Here is a 16,523-nt window from a genome sequence, read left to right as displayed (position 1 = left end):
ACATTAAGTATAGTGACCAGTTCAGCGCTGCCGATACCCCCTCTTCACCACGCAAACGTTAGCTTGGCGCGTTGGTCGAAGACGGGTGAGATCATGACTGTGCTAGTCACCGGCGGCGCCGGCTATATCGGAAGTCACACGGTTCTGGCGCTGGCGGAAGCCGGCGAGGACGTCGTCGTGATCGACGATCTCTCCACCGGGTTCTCCGCCTATCTGCCTGAGGGCGTGCCGCTGTTCATCGGCGATGCCGGCGACGAGAACCTGCTCGAGGGCGTGATCGCCCAGCACGACATCGAAAGCATCGTTCATTTCGCGGGATCGGTGGTCGTGCCGGATTCGATGCGCGATCCGCTCGGCTACTACCGCAACAATTTCACGACCGCTCGCAATTTGCTCAACGTCGCGGTCAAGCGCGGTATCAACCGTTTCATCTTCTCATCGACCGCCGCCGTCTACGGCAATCCGGATCAGGTGCCGGTGCCCGAGCACGGGCCGACGCGGCCGCTGTCGCCGTACGGCTCGTCGAAGCTGATGACCGAGATCATGCTGCACGACGTCGCCGCCGCCTACGGCATGCAGTACGTGACCTTGCGCTACTTCAACGTCGCCGGCGCCGATCCGCAGGCGCGCATCGGGCTTGCCACCGTCGGCGCGACGCATCTGCTCAAGATCGCGGTGGAAGCCGCGACCGGCCAGCGCGCCAAGATCGACGTGTTCGGCACCGACTATCCGACTCAGGACGGCAGCTGCATCCGCGACTTCATCCACGTCACGGACCTGTCGCAGGCCCATCGCTCCGCCCTCGCTTACCTGCGCAACGGCGGCGCCTCGACGACGCTGAACTGCGGCTATGGCCGCGGCTATTCGGTGCTGGAAACCATCGACGCGGTGCGCCGGGTCTCGGGCCGCAGCTTCGCGGTGCAATACGCCCCGCGCCGGCCCGGCGACATCATGACCATGGTCGCCGACACCAGCCGCATCCGCGGCCTGCTCGACTGGAGGCCGCAATACGAGGACCTCGAGACCATCGCGGCGCATGCGCTGGCCTGGGAGGACAAGCTGTTCCGCGAGCGCCATGGCGAACTGCGCCACGCCGTCTCGGCCTAAAACCCGCCCCTGTGCAAGCCCTTAATTGGGCTTGAAAACCGCGGCTTTAGCGGGCACAGAGGCCATTCGATCCCTGACGCGCGGGCAGGCTTTTCCTGCGCCGTCAATGGACACCGGATGGCTCAGTTTCCAAAGAAGATCACCGACGATCCCTATGCGGCGATAGCCCTCGTTCGCCGCCTGGTCATGGAACAGGGCGTCGTCTATTGGCGGCGCTACCTTGTGGCCTTTTCGCTGATGGCACTCGCCGCAGGTGCGACCGCCGGCGCGACCTATGTGCTCGGCCAGGTCATCAACCAGGCCTATGTCGACAAGAACATCCCCGGTATCGCGATGTTCTCCGGCATCACGGTGATTCTGCTCTTCATCAAGGGCGTGGCGACCTACGGCCACATGGTGATCCTGACCAAGATCAGCAACGCCATCCTCGCCACCAACCAGCGCCGGCTGTTCGCCAAACTGATGCGCGAGAGCGTCGGCTTCTTCTCCGAGCGGCACTCCTCGGAATTCCTGGCGCGCCTGACGGCCGGCGCGAAATCGATCACCGACGTCCTCAACATGCTTGTCAACGCGATCGGGCGCGACCTGTTGATGCTGGTGGCGATGATCGGCGTGATGGTGTGGCAGGATCCGCTGATGTCGCTGATCGGCCTCGTCGCGGTGCCGCCGGCGATGCTGGTGCTGCGCAAGCTGGTCAAGCGCATCAAGGGCCTCGCCTATAACCAGTTCACCGGCACCGCCGACATTCTCGAGACGATGCAGGAATCGCTGCAAGGCATCCGCACCGTCAAGGCGTTCACGCTCGAAGACACCATGCAGGGCCGCATCGACGGGAACATCGCGATCGTCGAGCGCAACGCCAACAAGATGGCCCGCGTCGCCAACCGCTCCAACCCGCTGATGGAAATGCTCGGCGGCTTCGCGGTCGCCGGCTGCCTGCTATACGGCGGCTACAGCGTGGTCGCGCTCAACGCCACGCCCGGCGCGTTCTTCTCCTTCATGACCGCGTTCCTGATGGCGACCGAGCCGGCGAAGCGGCTGGCGCGACTCAATATCGATCTCAACAGCCAGCTCGTCGGCGCGCGCATGCTGCTGGAGGTGGTCGATAGCCCCGCGAGCGAGCATTCCGACGACGACAAGCCTGCGCTGAAGCTGTCCGACGCGCGGATCGAGTTGCGCGACGTCAGCTTCTCCTATCGCTCGGGCGAGACCGTGCTCAACCGCATGAGCTTCGTCGCCGAGCCCGGCAAGGTCACCGCGCTGGTCGGGCCGTCCGGCGGCGGCAAGTCGACCGTGCTGGCGCTGCTGCTGCGCTTCTACGAGGTGACGCAGGGTGACATCGTGATCGACGGCCAGTCGATCGGCGCTGTCTCGCGCAAATCGCTGCGGTCGCAGACCGCTTATGTCGGCCAGGACGTCTATCTGTTCCGGGACACCATCCGCAACAACATCGCCTTCGGCAAGCCTGGCGCGAGCGAGAACGAGATCATCGAGGCCGCGAAGGCCGCCTGCGCGCATGATTTCATCATGGGGTTCCCGCTCGGCTACGACACCCCGGTCGGCGAGCACGGCACGCAGCTCTCCGGCGGTCAGCGCCAGCGCATCGCGGTGGCGCGCGCGCTGATCAAGGACGCGCCGATCATCCTGCTGGACGAAGCCACTGCCGCGCTCGATTCCGAGTCCGAGCGGCAGGTGCAGGAGGCGATCGAGCATCTGTGCCGGAACCGTACCACCATCGTGATCGCGCACCGGCTGCACACCATCATGCACGCAGACAGCATCCTCGTGGTCGAAGGCGGTGAGATCGTCGAGCAGGGCCGGCATGACGAGCTCCTGCGCCGCTCCGGCCGCTACGCCTCGTTCTTCCGCCTGCAACATCACGACGCCGGCGCTCTGGCGCCGGTCAGCGCAACCGCATAGAGTTCCTTCTCAACCCAAGAGCAGCGAGACCGCTTCATGAACGCCGCCTCCTACGTCATCCCGCTTCCGCCCCAGGCTTCGCTTCCCGTCGTCGGCGAGACCGGCCGTTTTCCGGTGCGCCGCATCTGGTGCGTCGGCCGCAACTATCTCGAGCACATCCGCGAGATGGGCAATGACGAGCGCGCCCCGCCGTTCTTCTTCGCCAAGCACGCCGACATGCTGGTGCCGGATGGCGCCACTATCCCCTATCCGCCGCTGACCAAGGATCTGCATCACGAGGTCGAGTTGATCGTCGCGCTGAAGAGCGGCGGCCTGAACATCCCCGCCGAGAAGGCACTCGACCACGTCTATGGCTATGCCGTCGGCATCGACCTGACCCGCCGCGACCTCCAGATCGCCTCGCGCAAGAAGGAGCGCCCGTGGGAGATCGGCAAGTCGTTCGACGGCTCCGCGCCCGCCTCCGCGGTGCAGCCGGCCTCGAAGATCGGCCATCCCACCAAGGGCAGGATCTGGCTCACGGTCAACGGCAAGGAAGCCCAGACGGGCGACCTCGAGCAGATGATCTGGAACGTGCCGGAGACGATCTGGCAGCTTTCACAGCAGGTAAAGCTTGCTGCCGGCGACATCATCATGACGGGCACGCCGGCCGGCGTGTCGCAGCTCCAGCCCGGCGACAAGCTCGAATGCGGCGTCGACGGCGTCGGCACGCTAAAGGTGAGCATCGGCCAGCCGGAATAGGCTCAACGGCATTTCCAAATCGAAAAGGCCCCGGACGTGTCCGGGGCCTTTTCTGTTCAAGTCTCATCTACCACGCTTTCACCGGCCGACTGGCATGGCTTGCCTGCGGAACACCGCGATTGAGCGACATGTGCGAATGCACGCACAGCCAGCCATCGCCATTCCTTGAAAATATCATGGTCGCACGGCCCGGACGCGGAAACACGCTGCCGTCGGGATGATAGCCCGTGCTCGTCCACGGCGCGATCACGGTCGCCATCGCGCCGTCCGGGGACGCCAGGACCGCAGTTTGGTCGAGGACGAAGCGGAAGTCGCTCGTCTTCGGCCAGACATTGTCCCATTGCGTGGTGACCCATTGGTCGAGCCCAGGGATGACGTCGTTATGCGTGCCGAAAGCAAGGACATTCGGATGAAAGAGCGGCCTTGCCGAAGCGTAGTCAACCTCGCGAACATAGCCTGAGAAGGTTTCAAGCCACCGGTGGAAGAATTCACCCGTCTTGGTGTCGGCGGTCGGCAACGAAGTCATCGCCTGCTCCAGATACGTCGCAACCGCACGGCAACTACTTCAACGCCGAAAACACGATGAGGCCGAGGATCAGCGCCGTCAGCGAGTACTTCAGCGTGTAATAGACGTTGCGATTCCACTCCTTGACCTTGCGGCTGCCGAGATGGATCTCGTAGAGCTTGCCGAACACCTTGTTGAGCACGCCGACATTCTCGCCCTCGACGTTCTGGGTCGCGGACGCCTTGACGATGTGATGGCTGACCCAGCGGTTGATCGCGGTCATTAAGCCGAACTTCATCGGGCGCTCGACGTCGCAGAACAGGATGATGCGATTGACGTCGGTCTGGTTCTCGGCGCTGTGGATGAAGGTTTCGTCGAACATGAAGGCCTCGCCGTCACGCCAGACGCATTCGACGCCGTCGACCAGGATGCGGCACTTGTTCGAGTTCGGCGTGACGAGGCCGAGGTGGTAGCGCAGCGAGCCGGCAAAGGGATCGCGGTGCGCGCCGAGCTTGCCACCGGGAGGCAGCATCGCGAACATCGCGCCGTGCACGCTCGGGATCGACTTGAGCAGCTCCACCGTCTTCGGGCACAGCGTGTTCGCCGAGGGCAGGAAGTCGTCGTACCATTTCAGGTAAAAGCGCTTCCAGCCGCTCTTGAAGAACGAGTAGAAGCCCCAATCGTTATTCTTCGCTGCCGCGCGGATAAAACCTTCGTCGAACAGGCGCACGGCCTCGTCGCGAATGGTCTCCCAGTTCTCGCTGAGTGGCTTCAATTCCGGGAACTGCTCGACCGAGATCACCGGCTTGTTCGGCACCGCCGACCCGGCATACATCAGCACATTGTAGGGCGCGAGATAGGTCGAGTGATCGCCAAGCTGGCGCGCGAAGCGCAGCCGCTGCTTGCCGCGGAAGTGAACGTAAATGGTTGATGCCGCAAGCACATACAAAATGACGAGTTGCGGCGCAAAAAGCTGTTTCAGCATTTCCCCAATCCCAAGTGACCCAGCCGAGGTGTCGTGTAACCCGCGGCGCCCTCACCGGCAAGATATTCACCGGGGGTTGCGGCCACGCTCGGGGGAGTTTGGGGATGGAACCGGGGCGAAAACGGACCGAAACGAACCGAATTACGCCCGGGACAGCGCCTGAAGACCCTTGAAGGTCAGCCGCTTGGGGTCGGTGACGCCAGCAAGATAGAGCCGGCGGATAAAGGCGATGACGGCGTCGCGGTCGCAATCGGTCAGCGCGACGACGGCGTCGACCGCGATCTTCTGGGCTTCCATTGGGCTCACCTCGGCCTTGCGAGTAACCCCGGCCGGAACAGGCTAGGACTCATCCGTTAATCCCGCGTTAACCGTTCTAAACCATCGCCGATTCAGCCCGGCGGCCGCATGCGCAAAACCACGCATTGGCAGTCGCGCTGCGACCGAAATGTCTAGTGCGCCTTGAGGCTCTTCTTGAGCTGCGCAAAGTGCTTCTTCAGCCGGGGCACGGCGAAATCGGTGAAGGCCCGCACCTTGGGCACCGAGAGCCGACCCTGCGGGGCGATCAGATGTGCCGGCATCTCCGGATCCTCGTCGCTCGCCAGCACGATTTCGAGCTCGCCGCGCGCGACCTGCTCGGCGACCTGGTACGAATACATCCGCGCGACGCCGCGCCCTGAAACCGCGGAGGCCACCGCCGCATAGGTGCTGTTGACCGTGAAGCGCGGCGTGAACTGGACTGTTCGCGGCACCGATGAGCCCGCTTGCGGCGCAAAGGTCCACGAATTCGAAAGGTGGGCCATCGCCACGATCTGGTGTTTTGCGAGATCGCCGGGCTCGGTGATGTGCGGATGCTGCTTCAGATAGCGCGGCGCGGCCACCACGACGCGGCTGATCTCTCCGACCCGCATCGCAACCATCGCCGAATCCGCAAGCGGCCCGATGCGCAGCGCGATATCGACGCCCTCCTCGATCAGATTGACCGCGCGGTCGAACAGCAGGAGCCTTGCCGACACCGTCGGATAGGCGTCGAGGAACGCATCGAGGATCGGCCGCAGCACCATCTCGCCCGAGACCACAGGAGCCGTGATCGTGAGCAGGCCGCGTGGCGCGGTTCGCGGCCCGGCCGCGATGTCGTCGGCCTCTTCCAGCTCGGTCAGCACGCGGCGGCAGACCGCGACGTAGCGTTCGCCCTCCTCGCTCAGCTTGATCGATCGGGTGGTCCGATGCAGCAACTCGGCGCCGACCCGCTCTTCGAGAAAGGCGATTGCGCGACTGACCGCCGCCGGTGACCGGCCGAGCTTTCGGCCCGCCGCCGCGAGGCTGCCCTCGTCCACCGCAAGGACGAACACCTTCATCGCATCCAGACGATCCATGCCTGCTCGCCACCCTGAAAATCCACCGGCAAACTAAGCGCTTGCGCCAACCGCGACAACTGCCGCCAGGCGCCCGTCCGGCATTCATACGCGCCGCGAAAGAGTGTCTGCCGGACGGCGCGTATTCGCAGCCGGGCTGCCAGGGCGTACCTCGACTCCACGCCAGCCAGCGCAGGCACGAATCAACAACAGGAGCCCGTCATGGGTATCGAACAGAAGGTTGCCATCATCACCGGTGCATCGCAGGGCATCGGCGCCGCTCTGGTCCAGGGTTTTCGCGATCGCAATTATCGCGTCGTCGCGACAGCAAGGTCGATCAAGCCGTCGAGCGATGACGACGTTCTCGCCATTGCTGGCGACATCGCCGACCGGAAAACGGCCGAGCGCGTGGTTGCACAGGCGGTCGCACGCTTCGGGCGCGTCGACACGCTGGTCAACAATGCCGGCATCTTCGTCGCAAAACCGTTCACGCAATACACCGCCGAGGACTACGCGGCCGTGATGGGCACCAACGTCGCGGGCTTCTTCAACATCACCCAGCTCGCTATCGCCGAGATGGAGAAGCAGGGGTCTGGCCACATCGTCCAGATCACCACCACGCTGGTCGATCAGGCCAATTCGAACGTGCCCTCGGTGCTGGCCTCGCTGAGCAAGGGTGGACTGAACGCCGCGACCAAGTCGCTCGCAATCGAATATGCCAAGCGCGGCATCCGCGTAAACGCGGTTGCGCCAGGGATCATCAAGTCGCCGATGCATCCGGCGTCGACGCACGCCCAGCTCGGCGCGATGCACCCGGTCGGCCACATGGGCGAGATGTCCGACATCGTCGATGCCGTGCTCTATCTGGAGGGTGCGTCCTTCGTCACTGGCGAGATCCTGCATGTCGATGGTGGCCAGAGCGCCGGCCACTGATCGCGGAGCCGCATTAGCCAGAGAGGATGATCCGCGCGCCGTTGCGCGCAGGAGGACGAGATGACCAACGCAAATACGAAGCAATACTTGGAGGCCCGGCTGCATCAGCAGCCGGGATCAGATTCACAATCAACTTGGCGCTATGCCGTGGCGGGACTTTCCGCCTCGCTGGTCGGACTTGGCCTCGCGCGCTTCTCCTACACACCGCTGATCCCGGCGCTGATCGCGGCAAAGTGGTTCAGCGCCTCCGACGTCGTCTATCTCGGCGCGGCAAATCTCGCAGGCTATCTCGCCGGCGCACTCGCAGCGCGAGCTGTCGCAGCGCGGATCGGTGCAGTCCGGTCGTTGCGGGCAATGATGCTGCTTGCCACCCTCTCCTTCTTTGCCAGCTCTGCGCCGGTATCCTTCATCTGGTTCTTCGGCTGGCGCTTCCTCTCCGGGCTGACCGGTGGAATCATCATGGTGCTGGCGGCTTCCGTCATTCTGCCTCACACTTCGCCTGCCCGGCGCGGCATCGTCGGCGGCGTGATCTTTGCCGGCGTTGGCCTCGGCGTTGCAGCATCGGGCACGCTGGTGCCGCTACTGCTGCAACAAGGCTTGCAGCAGAGCTGGTATGGGCTCGGCTCGCTCTCGGCCGTGTTGACGCTCACGAACTGGTGGAACTGGCCGGCGGACACCAGGACTGACGCAGCAGCTTCGCATCATGCGAAGCAGCGTCAGACTTCGGCCGCCGCCCGTGCGCTGCTGATCCAGTATGGGCTCAACGCAGTCGCGCTGGTGCCGCATATGGTCTTCATTGTCGACTTCATCGCACGCGGCCTCGGCCAGGGCATTGCGGCGGGATCGCGCTACTGGGTGCTCTATGGCCTCGGCGCGATCGTCGGACCGCTCGTCACCGGCCATCTCGGCGACCGCTCGGGATTCGGACCAGCGTTGCGAGCGGCCTTTCTGATCGAGGCGGCCGCCGTGCTGCTTCCCACAGTGAGTACCGCCCCGGTGTCGTTGATCGTGTCAAGCGTGGTTGTCGGTGGCCTTACGCCCGGCATCGTGCCGCTAGTGCTTGGACGCATCCACGAACTTGTCCCGCACCCCACCGAGCAGCAGCGCGCGACGTGGAGCCACGCCACCACCAGCTTTGCGCTGTTCCAGGCTGCCGCGGCCTACGGCTTCTCCTGGATCTACGCGAACACCGGCGGCGATTATCTGGTTCTGTTCGGCCTCGGCGGCGCCGCCGTGGTGCTGGCGCTCGCGATCGACCTCGGCCTCGCGCTCACCATGCGGAAGGCGTAACCGCCGGCGGTTGTGATCAGGAATATTGCATCACGCCGTCGTCGATCCGGCCAAAGCGCAACGAGACGATGTCGAGGGCGTAGTTCTGGTACAGCCGCCACGGCTGCTTCGAGCCCTGCTTCGGCATTTTTGCGACCGAGCGCTGCACATAGCCAGATGTGAAATCGAGTGACGGCTGCGCCGTGATCGTGGGATCGTCATTGTGCGGCATGGCTTGCCGGAAATTGTGCCGGTCCATGTAGTTGATGAGCCGGCAGACATACTCGCAGGTGAGATCGCATTTCAGCGTCCAGGACGCGTTGGTGTAGCCGAAAGCCGAGGCCATGTTCGGCACGTCGGCATACATCATGCCCTTATAGGTGAGTGTGTTGGCGAAATCGACGATGCGGCCGTCGACGCTGACCTCGAGGCCGCCGACGACCTGGAGCACCAGCCCGGTTGCCGTGACGATGATGTCGGCGGCGAGCTCGCTGCCATCCTTCAGGCGGATGCCGTCGCGGGTAAAGGTGTCGATCTCGTTGGTGACCACGGTGGCGCGCTTGTCGCGGATCGCCCTGAAAAGGTCGCCGTCGGGCACGAGACAGAGCCGCTGGTCCCAGGGGTTGTAGCGCGGGGTGAAATGGGTGGCGATGTCGTAGTCCGGGCCGAGCGCCATGCGTACGCCACCGAGGATCAGGTTCTTCACCTTGTCCGGCCGCCGCCGGCTAAGGTGGAAGAAGAACATCCCCCACATCACATTGCGCCAGCGGATCAGATGATAAGCCAGTCGTGCCGGCAGGTTGCGGCGCAATTTGTTGGCGACGGGATCCTGCGCAGGGCGCGACACCACGTAGGTTGGCGAGCGCTGCAGCATGGTGACCTGCGCCGCCGTCTTGGCGAGCTCGGGCACCAACGTCACCGCGGTCGCGCCCGAGCCGATCACGACGACGCGCTTGCCGGTGCCGTCGATGTCCTCGGTCCATTTCTGCGGATGCACGATGCGGCCGGCGAAATCGGCAACGCCCGCAAACTCCGGCGTATATCCCGCCTCGTATTTGTAGTAGCCCGAGCACATGAACAGGAAATTGCAGGTGAAGCGCACGAGGTCGGTTGCGCCCTCGCCCGCCGTGCGCTCGACCTCGACGGTCCAGCGCGCCTCCGGCGTCGACCACGCCGCACGCTTGACGCGATGACGGAAGCGGATGCGCTTGTCGATGCCGTTCTCGGCTGCGGTCTCGCGCACGTAATTCAGGATCTGCGACCCGTCCGCGATCGCCTTTGGATCGGTCCACGGCTTGAAGGAATAGCCGAGCGTGAACATGTCGCTGTCGGAGCGGATGCCCGGATAGCGAAACAGGTCCCAGGTGCCGCCGATGCAGTCGCGCCCCTCCAGGATGACGTAGCTCTTGCCGGGGCACTTGCTCTGAAGGTGATAGCCCGCGCCGATTCCGGACAAGCCGGCACCGACGATCAGCACATCGAAATGTTCTTGTTGCATGGTTTTCCTCCGCCGCGCGGGATAGTCCGACCGCAGGCCCGGGCCGTCAATCCGCAACAACCGAACTGGGAACCGATTTTTTGCGCCGACGCGGCCGCCTTTCGCCGCACGGACAAAGCAAAAGGCCCCGGATTACTCCGGGGCCTTCGCGCAGTTTGATGGATCAAACTCAGTAGCGGTAGTGGTCCGACTTGTACGGACCTTCCTGCTTCACGCCGATGTAGTCGGCCTGATCCTTGCGCAGCTCGGTGAGCTTGACGCCGATCTTGGCGAGGTGGAGGCGCGCGACCTTCTCGTCGAGCGTCTTCGGCAGCACGTACACTTCCTTCTTGTACTTGCCGTCCTTGTTGTTGGCGAACAGCTCGATCTGCGCCAGCGTCTGGTTGGTGAAGGACGCCGACATCACGAAGGACGGGTGGCCCATCGCGTTGCCGAGGTTCACGAGCCGGCCTTCCGACAGCATGATGATGCGATGCTTGTCGGGGAACTCGATCTCGTCGACCTGCGGCTTGATGTTGGTCCACTTCAGATTGCGCAGACCCGCGATCTGGATCTCGTTGTCGAAGTGACCGATGTTGCAGACGATGGCGCGATCCTTCATCGCGCGCATGTGCTCGATGGTGATGATGTCCTTGTTGCCGGTGGCGGTGACGAAGATGTCGGCGCGGGGCGCGGCGTCTTCCATGGTCACGACCTCGTAGCCTTCCATCGCAGCCTGCAGCGCGCAGATCGGATCGACTTCCGACACCATCACGCGGCAGCCGGCCTGGCGCAGCGAGGCCGCCGAGCCCTTGCCGACGTCGCCGAAGCCCGCGACCATCGCGACCTTGCCCGACATCATCACGTCGGTGCCGCGGCGGATGCCGTCGACCAGCGATTCACGGCAGCCATAGAGGTTGTCGAACTTCGATTTGGTGACGCTGTCGTTGACGTTGATCGCCGGCCACAGCAGCGTGCCGGCCTTCTGCATGTCGTAGAGACGATGCACGCCCGTGGTGGTTTCTTCGGAAACGCCCTTGATGCTCTTGGCGATCCCGGCGAAGTAGCCCTTCGGCTTTTCCTTGAGCTGCTTCTTCAGCAGCGCGAAGAAGACCTCCTCTTCTTCGGAGCCGGGCTTGTCGAGGAAGGCGGCGTCGCCGTTCTCGGCGCGCAGACCGAGATGGACGTACATGGTGGCGTCACCGCCGTCGTCGAGGATCATGTTCGGGTGACCGCCACCGTGCCAGTCGAACAGTTTTGCGGTGTAGTCCCAGTAGTCTTTCAGCGTCTCGCCCTTGACTGCGAAGACGGGAATGCCGGTGGCTGCGATCGCGGCCGCAGCATGGTCCTGCGTCGAATAGATGTTGCAGGAGACCCAGCGAATGTCGGCGCCGAGGGCTGCCAGCGTCTCGATCAGCACGCCGGTCTGGATCGTCATGTGCAGGGAGCCGGCGATGCGCGCGCCCTTCAGCGGCTGCTTCGGGCCGTACTCTTCGCGGGTGGCCATCAGGCCGGGCATCTCGGTCTCGGCGAGCGAGAGCTCCTTGCGGCCGAAATCGGCTAGCGAAATGTCCTTGACGATGTAATCGGTGAAGCCGGGCTTCGCGTTCATGGAGAGGTCCTGTTTGTTTGACTGTCATTCCGGGGCGCTCGTGGAACGAGCGAACCGGAATCCAGAGGTTCGAGATTCCGGGCTCACCGCTCTCGCGGCGCCCCGGAATGACGTCGGTGATCAGAGAGCGCGCTTGAGCGGCTCGACGAGATCAGTCTTCTCCCAGGAGAAGCCACCCTCATTGTCCGGCGTGCGGCCGAAATGGCCGTAGGCCGAGGTACGCGCGTAGATCGGGCGGTTGAGGTCGAGGTGGCTGCGGATGCCGCGAGGCGTGAGATCCATCGCCTGTGCGGCTGCCTTCTCGAGCTGATCCTCCGACACCTTGCCGGTGCCGTGAGTGTCGATGTAGATCGACAGCGGGCGCGCCACGCCGATGGCGTAGGCGAGCTGCAGCGTGCAGCGGTCGGCGAGACCGGCAGCGACGATGTTCTTGGCGACATAGCGCGCGGCATAGGCCGCCGAACGATCGACCTTGGTCGGATCCTTGCCGGAGAATGCACCGCCGCCATGCGGAGCTGCGCCGCCATAGGTGTCGACGATGATCTTGCGGCCGGTCAGGCCGGTGTCGCCGTCGGGACCGCCGATGTAGAACTTGCCCGTCGGATTGATGTGCCAGATCGTCTTCGGCGTGATCCAGTCCTTCGGCAGCGCCTCGCGGACATAGGGTTCGACGATGTCGCGGATCTGCTTGGACGAGATGTCCTCGACCAGATGCTGGTGCGACACCACGATCTCGCGCACGCCGACCGGCTTGCCGTTCTCGTACTGCACGGTGACCTGGCTCTTGGAGTCCGGGCCGAGCACCTTCTCCTTGCCGGAGTGACGGGCTTCGGAGATGAGACGCAGGATCTTGTGGGCGTAGAAGATCGGCGCCGGCATCAGGTCGGGCGTCTCGTTGGTGGCGTAACCGAACATGATACCCTGGTCGCCAGCACCCTCTTCCTTGACTTCGCCAGGCTGGAGCGCGTCGACGCCCTGCGCAATGTCGGCCGACTGCGGGTGCAGCAGGATCTCGATATCGGCCTTCTGCCAGTGGAAGCCTTCCTGCTCGTAGCCGATGTCCTTGATCGCCTCGCGCACGACGCTTTCAATCTGCTCGTTGGTCACCGACTTCGGACCGCGGGTCTCGCCGGCGATCACCACCTTGTTGGTGGTGGCCAGCGTCTCGCAGGCGGCGCGGATAGCCCACGGATCGATGCCGGCCTTCGGCCCTTCGCGATAGAACAGGTCGACGATTTCGTCGGAAATCCGGTCACAGACCTTGTCCGGATGGCCTTCGGAGACGGACTCGCTGGTGAAGAGATAGGACGCGCGCATCAAGAAACCCCTTGTTCCACCGCTACCGGCGGACGTTTGCGATGTTTAGAGTTGGATTATGTCAATCGCGCCGGCGCGAGATGACGTAGGATTCGTCGAGAAACCAGAGCCCATTGTACTTTCGCAACACTTCCCTGGCGGCATCCAGAGTGCGGCCGTTTTGAGTCATATCCGTCAACCGGTCGTCCTCAATCTGAGCGACATACACCGCCGCATTCCAGGCTGCAAAGGCTGTCGAGGTTCCGATGGTACCCATCACCTCGTTGGGCAGCGCTTCCATATCATACCTGAAGATCGAACGGTTATCCGCATAAGCATTAAAATTTAGATCGCGGCCCAACGACCCCAGCTCATACTTTACGGCGCGCAATAGCTCATGACGGCTCACCGAGAAAGGATTTTCTCCGGGCCAGATCGCCTGGATCATTTCCATGCCGGGATCGTGACCGTGGGAGTGGATTCCAATCAGGCGGCCGCCCGGCCGCAGGGCCCGCGCCAGCGGTGCAATGATCCGCTTGGCGCGGAAATTGACCGAGGACAGGGCCCGGTATGGCTGGGACGCAATGACGAGGTCGAAATTGGCCTCGGTCTGGCCCGGCCGCGGAATGGTCGAATCCAGCAAGAACCTGTGGTCCTCGCGGTAGAGAACCAGCACGACCGGCCGCTCGTACAGCGGCATCGCCGTGCGCGGGCTGATCGCCGCACGCCAGTTCTGCTCCAGGAACGGCCGCAGTTCGGCGATCTGCTGCTCGAACTCGCCCGATGAGGCGCCCCGCAGGGGGACCTCGTGCCAGACGGTTGCAGCGGCGGCCGCGGGCGATGCGGGCGTCAGCCAGGGCGCCTCCGAGTAGAACATGTTGGTGAAGACGAAAACCGACGCCGGATGCTCGAAAATGCGGTCGGGCACCTTCTCCAGCGTCAGGCGCAGATCCTCGAGACTGAGCTCCTTGCCGGCGACATAGAACGGCATATGCGGGTAGCGCTGGTGCGTCGCGCGCAGCACCCGCGCCAGCACCGTGCCGTCGCCGACGCCGGCGTCGAAAATGCGCAATGCCGGCGGCCTCGGGTGGATGGTCGATAGCTCCAGCGCCACCCGGTCGGCGATCACCCGCTTCTCGCTGCAGGTGTGGACGAACAGCAGATATTTCTGCCGGTTCTCGAAGAAGCGGAAATTGCCCCGCGGATCGCGCTTTTCCGGAGGCACCTGAAGTCCTCGCGGCGGCGGAAGGCCGCCGGTCGTCGACGCCGCGATATAGGCTTGGATCCGCTCCAGCGTGTCGATGGTGATGCGCTTGCCCTCGCGCAGGCGCTGCACGAGCTTCCCATCATTCACCGCCCGCCGGCCAAACGTCGATTCCGCCATGTCCGCCGTGCGGCAGAACTCGGTGATTTGGCTTAGGATTTCGTCGTTCTTCATCGGTGGGATAGTGGTGGGCAGATGAGTTGGGATCAATCATCTAGCAAATTCTGCCCACTCTGGGAATACCGGTAACTGCTTTACCCCAGCTGCGATGACGCGGGCGTGAACCCCGAGGAGCCGCCGGGCAACAAACAAGCACTTCTCCTCAGGGAACCACCGCCCATGCGCCGCCTGCTCGTCGCGCTCGCTCTGCTCGCCGCAACCCTGTGGTCGGCCTCCGCATCGGCCCAGTCGCGCAGCCAGCTCGGGCCGCTCTGCACCACCGACACCACCCCGGCGGACCAGATGGTCGACGCCTGCAGCAAGATCATCGCCCTGAAGGTGTTCAAGGGCGAGCAGCTCGCGACCGTCTATTTCTGGCGCGCGGTGGGCTGGAACAAGAGGGGCGACACGCAAAGGTCATTGCCGACAGCACCGAGGCGATCCGGCTCCAGCCGAGCCAGGCGGTCTACAACCTCAGGGGCTCTGCCTATTACGACAAAGGCGACTACGACATCGCCATCGCCGATTTCGACGATACGCTGAAGCTCGGCCCGCCAAGCGGCATCATCTTCCACAACCGCGGCAATGCCTGGCGCGGCAAGGGCGACTACGCCAAGGCGATCGCCGATTACGACCTGTCGATCAAGGCTGATCCGAGATCGGCGTTCTCGTTCCAGAACCGCGGCATCGCCAAGGAAGCACTCGGCGATCTCGACGGTGCGCTCGCCGACGTCAACCAGGCGATCCGGCTCGATCCGACACTGCCGCAGCCGCTGATCAACCGCACCACGATCTGGCGCGCGAAAGGCGATCTCGATCGCGCCATCGCCGATGGCAGCGAAGCGATCCGGCTCGCCAAGGACAAGCCGCCGGTCAACATCATGACGCCGCCGAACAGCGTGCTGATCTCTGGCTACACCCATCGCGCGCTGGCCTATGAGGCCAAGGGCGACTATGCGCACGCGAAGGACGACTACAAGGCAACGCTCGCGATTGTTGCGTCCGACGCCGGCAGCAAGGCCAATCAGGCCACCGCAAAGGTGCGGCTGTCGCTGGTGACGGACGCAGCCGCACCGATACCGCGCGATGCTCCCTCGCCGGTGACGCAGCCGTCGACTACCCCTGCCCCGCAGCGGAGCGGCGCAGCACCAGCACCCTCGCCAGCACCGGCCGTTCGCGGCGCGCGGATGGCGCTGGTGATCGGCAACGGCGCCTATGCCCACGTGAAGGCGCTGCCCAATCCGCCCAACGACGCGCGCGCGGTTGCGAAAAGCCTGCACGATATCGGCTTTACGGTGTCGGAGGGTGTCGATCTCGACCGCGCCGCGATGCAGAAGATGACGCGCGACTTCCTGCGCGAGGCGGCACGGGCGCAGGTCGCTCTCGTCTATTATGCCGGTCACGGCGTGCAGGTCGACGGCCGCAACTATCTCATTCCCGTCGATGTCGACCTCAAGCCGGGCAGCAGCATGACCGAAACGATGATCGACATGGACACGATCATGGCCGGTCTCGACGACCAGGTCCGCACCAACATCCTGATCTTCGATGCCTGCCGCAACAATCCGATGGCGCAGCAGACAGCAGGCGCCAGCGGCAGCCGCGGCATCGAAGGCGCATCAGGCCTTGCGGCGCCGTCAAGCCTCGGGTCCGGGGCAACGCTGGGAGCCGGCACGCTGATCGCATTCGCGACAGCACCGGGCCAGGTCGCGCTCGATGGCGAAGGCGCGAACTCGCCGTTCTCCGCGGCGCTGTCCCGACACATCGGCACGCCGGGACTGGAAGTACAGCAGATGCTGACGCGGGTGCGCGCCGAGGTGGTCGCGGGCACGAAGAACAGGCAGGTGCCGTGGTCGAACTCGTCGCTGCTGGGCGAGGTCTATCTGGCGGAGAAGTGACGACGCGG

13 protein-coding genes and 1 pseudogene are annotated in these 16,523 nt (G+C 64.1%); 6 read left to right on the top strand and 8 right to left on the bottom strand.

The window, feature by feature from the left end; translation table 11 throughout:
* Nucleotides 1–93: 93 nt before the first annotated feature.
* The 3 genes from galE to QY049_RS10935 all read left to right on the top strand — a co-directional run bounded on the left by galE (nucleotide 94) and on the right by QY049_RS10935 (nucleotide 3,765).
* Nucleotides 94–1,107 carry a UDP-glucose 4-epimerase GalE gene (gene galE / locus QY049_RS10945; protein ID WP_258766172.1) on the top strand — a complete coding sequence of 338 codons (1,014 nt, stop codon included), beginning with the start codon at nucleotides 94–96 and terminating at the stop codon, nucleotides 1,105–1,107.
* A 117-nt stretch (nucleotides 1,108–1,224) separates the two neighbouring features.
* On the top strand, nucleotides 1,225–3,027 hold the full coding sequence (locus QY049_RS10940; protein WP_258766171.1) for an ABC transporter ATP-binding protein: 1,803 nt from the start codon (nucleotides 1,225–1,227) through the stop codon (nucleotides 3,025–3,027).
* Between the two features lie 36 nt (nucleotides 3,028–3,063).
* Nucleotides 3,064–3,765 (top strand): fumarylacetoacetate hydrolase family protein, encoded by a 702-nt coding sequence (locus tag QY049_RS10935; protein ID WP_028159809.1) that lies wholly within the window; start codon nucleotides 3,064–3,066, stop codon nucleotides 3,763–3,765.
* 67 nt (nucleotides 3,766–3,832) lie between these two features.
* Here the strand turns inward: QY049_RS10935 and QY049_RS10930 are convergent, their stop codons facing one another.
* From QY049_RS10930 to QY049_RS10915, 4 genes are all read right to left on the bottom strand, one after another.
* On the bottom strand, nucleotides 3,833–4,291 hold the full coding sequence (locus tag QY049_RS10930) for a nuclear transport factor 2 family protein (protein WP_301269323.1): 459 nt from the start codon (nucleotides 4,289–4,291) through the stop codon (nucleotides 3,833–3,835).
* Between the two features lie 34 nt (nucleotides 4,292–4,325).
* Nucleotides 4,326–5,255: an aspartyl/asparaginyl beta-hydroxylase domain-containing protein gene (locus tag QY049_RS10925; protein WP_301269322.1), complete on the bottom strand. Its 930-nt coding sequence runs from the start codon at nucleotides 5,253–5,255 to the stop codon at nucleotides 4,326–4,328.
* A gap of 141 nt (nucleotides 5,256–5,396) precedes the next feature.
* Entirely contained in the window at nucleotides 5,397–5,552 is a 156-nt protein-coding gene (locus QY049_RS10920; RefSeq protein WP_014493894.1) for a hypothetical protein, read from the bottom strand.
* A 152-nt stretch (nucleotides 5,553–5,704) separates the two neighbouring features.
* Nucleotides 5,705–6,628: a LysR family transcriptional regulator gene (locus tag QY049_RS10915; RefSeq protein ID WP_258766168.1), complete on the bottom strand. Its 924-nt coding sequence runs from the start codon at nucleotides 6,626–6,628 to the stop codon at nucleotides 5,705–5,707.
* A gap of 201 nt (nucleotides 6,629–6,829) precedes the next feature.
* On the opposite strand from QY049_RS10915, the gene QY049_RS10910 reads away from it, so the two are divergent.
* Entirely contained in the window at nucleotides 6,830–7,540 is a 711-nt protein-coding gene (locus tag QY049_RS10910; RefSeq protein ID WP_258766167.1) for an SDR family NAD(P)-dependent oxidoreductase, read from the top strand.
* A 60-nt stretch (nucleotides 7,541–7,600) separates the two neighbouring features.
* Nucleotides 7,601–8,830, top strand: a complete 1,230-nt coding sequence (locus QY049_RS10905; protein ID WP_258766166.1) for an MFS transporter — start codon at nucleotides 7,601–7,603, stop codon at nucleotides 8,828–8,830.
* Between the two features lie 16 nt (nucleotides 8,831–8,846).
* Here the strand turns inward: QY049_RS10905 and QY049_RS10900 are convergent, their stop codons facing one another.
* The 4 genes from QY049_RS10900 to QY049_RS10885 form a co-directional block, all read right to left on the bottom strand.
* Entirely contained in the window at nucleotides 8,847–10,307 is a 1,461-nt protein-coding gene (locus QY049_RS10900; RefSeq protein ID WP_301269321.1) for an NAD(P)/FAD-dependent oxidoreductase, read from the bottom strand.
* Nucleotides 10,308–10,476: 169 nt separating this feature from the next.
* The gene (gene ahcY / locus QY049_RS10895; protein WP_301269320.1) at nucleotides 10,477–11,898 is read right to left on the bottom strand and encodes an adenosylhomocysteinase; all 1,422 of its coding nucleotides are present in this window, start codon (nucleotides 11,896–11,898) and stop codon (nucleotides 10,477–10,479) included.
* A 120-nt stretch (nucleotides 11,899–12,018) separates the two neighbouring features.
* Complete coding sequence (gene metK / locus QY049_RS10890; protein WP_194481702.1) at nucleotides 12,019–13,215, bottom strand: methionine adenosyltransferase; 1,197 nt, start codon at nucleotides 13,213–13,215, stop codon at nucleotides 12,019–12,021.
* A gap of 61 nt (nucleotides 13,216–13,276) precedes the next feature.
* Complete coding sequence (locus QY049_RS10885) at nucleotides 13,277–14,632, bottom strand: hypothetical protein (RefSeq protein WP_301269319.1); 1,356 nt, start codon at nucleotides 14,630–14,632, stop codon at nucleotides 13,277–13,279.
* A 165-nt stretch (nucleotides 14,633–14,797) separates the two neighbouring features.
* Between QY049_RS10885 and QY049_RS10880 the strand changes: the two are divergent.
* Nucleotides 14,798–16,515, top strand: a pseudogene (locus QY049_RS10880) (caspase family protein).
* Nucleotides 16,516–16,523 lie beyond the last annotated feature (8 nt).

Origin of the sequence: Bradyrhizobium sp. WYCCWR 13022, assembly GCF_030435535.1 — a bacterium.
Classification (GTDB): Bacteria; Pseudomonadota; Alphaproteobacteria; order Rhizobiales; family Xanthobacteraceae; genus Bradyrhizobium.
This window is presented reverse-complemented; position numbering and strand designations above follow the sequence as displayed.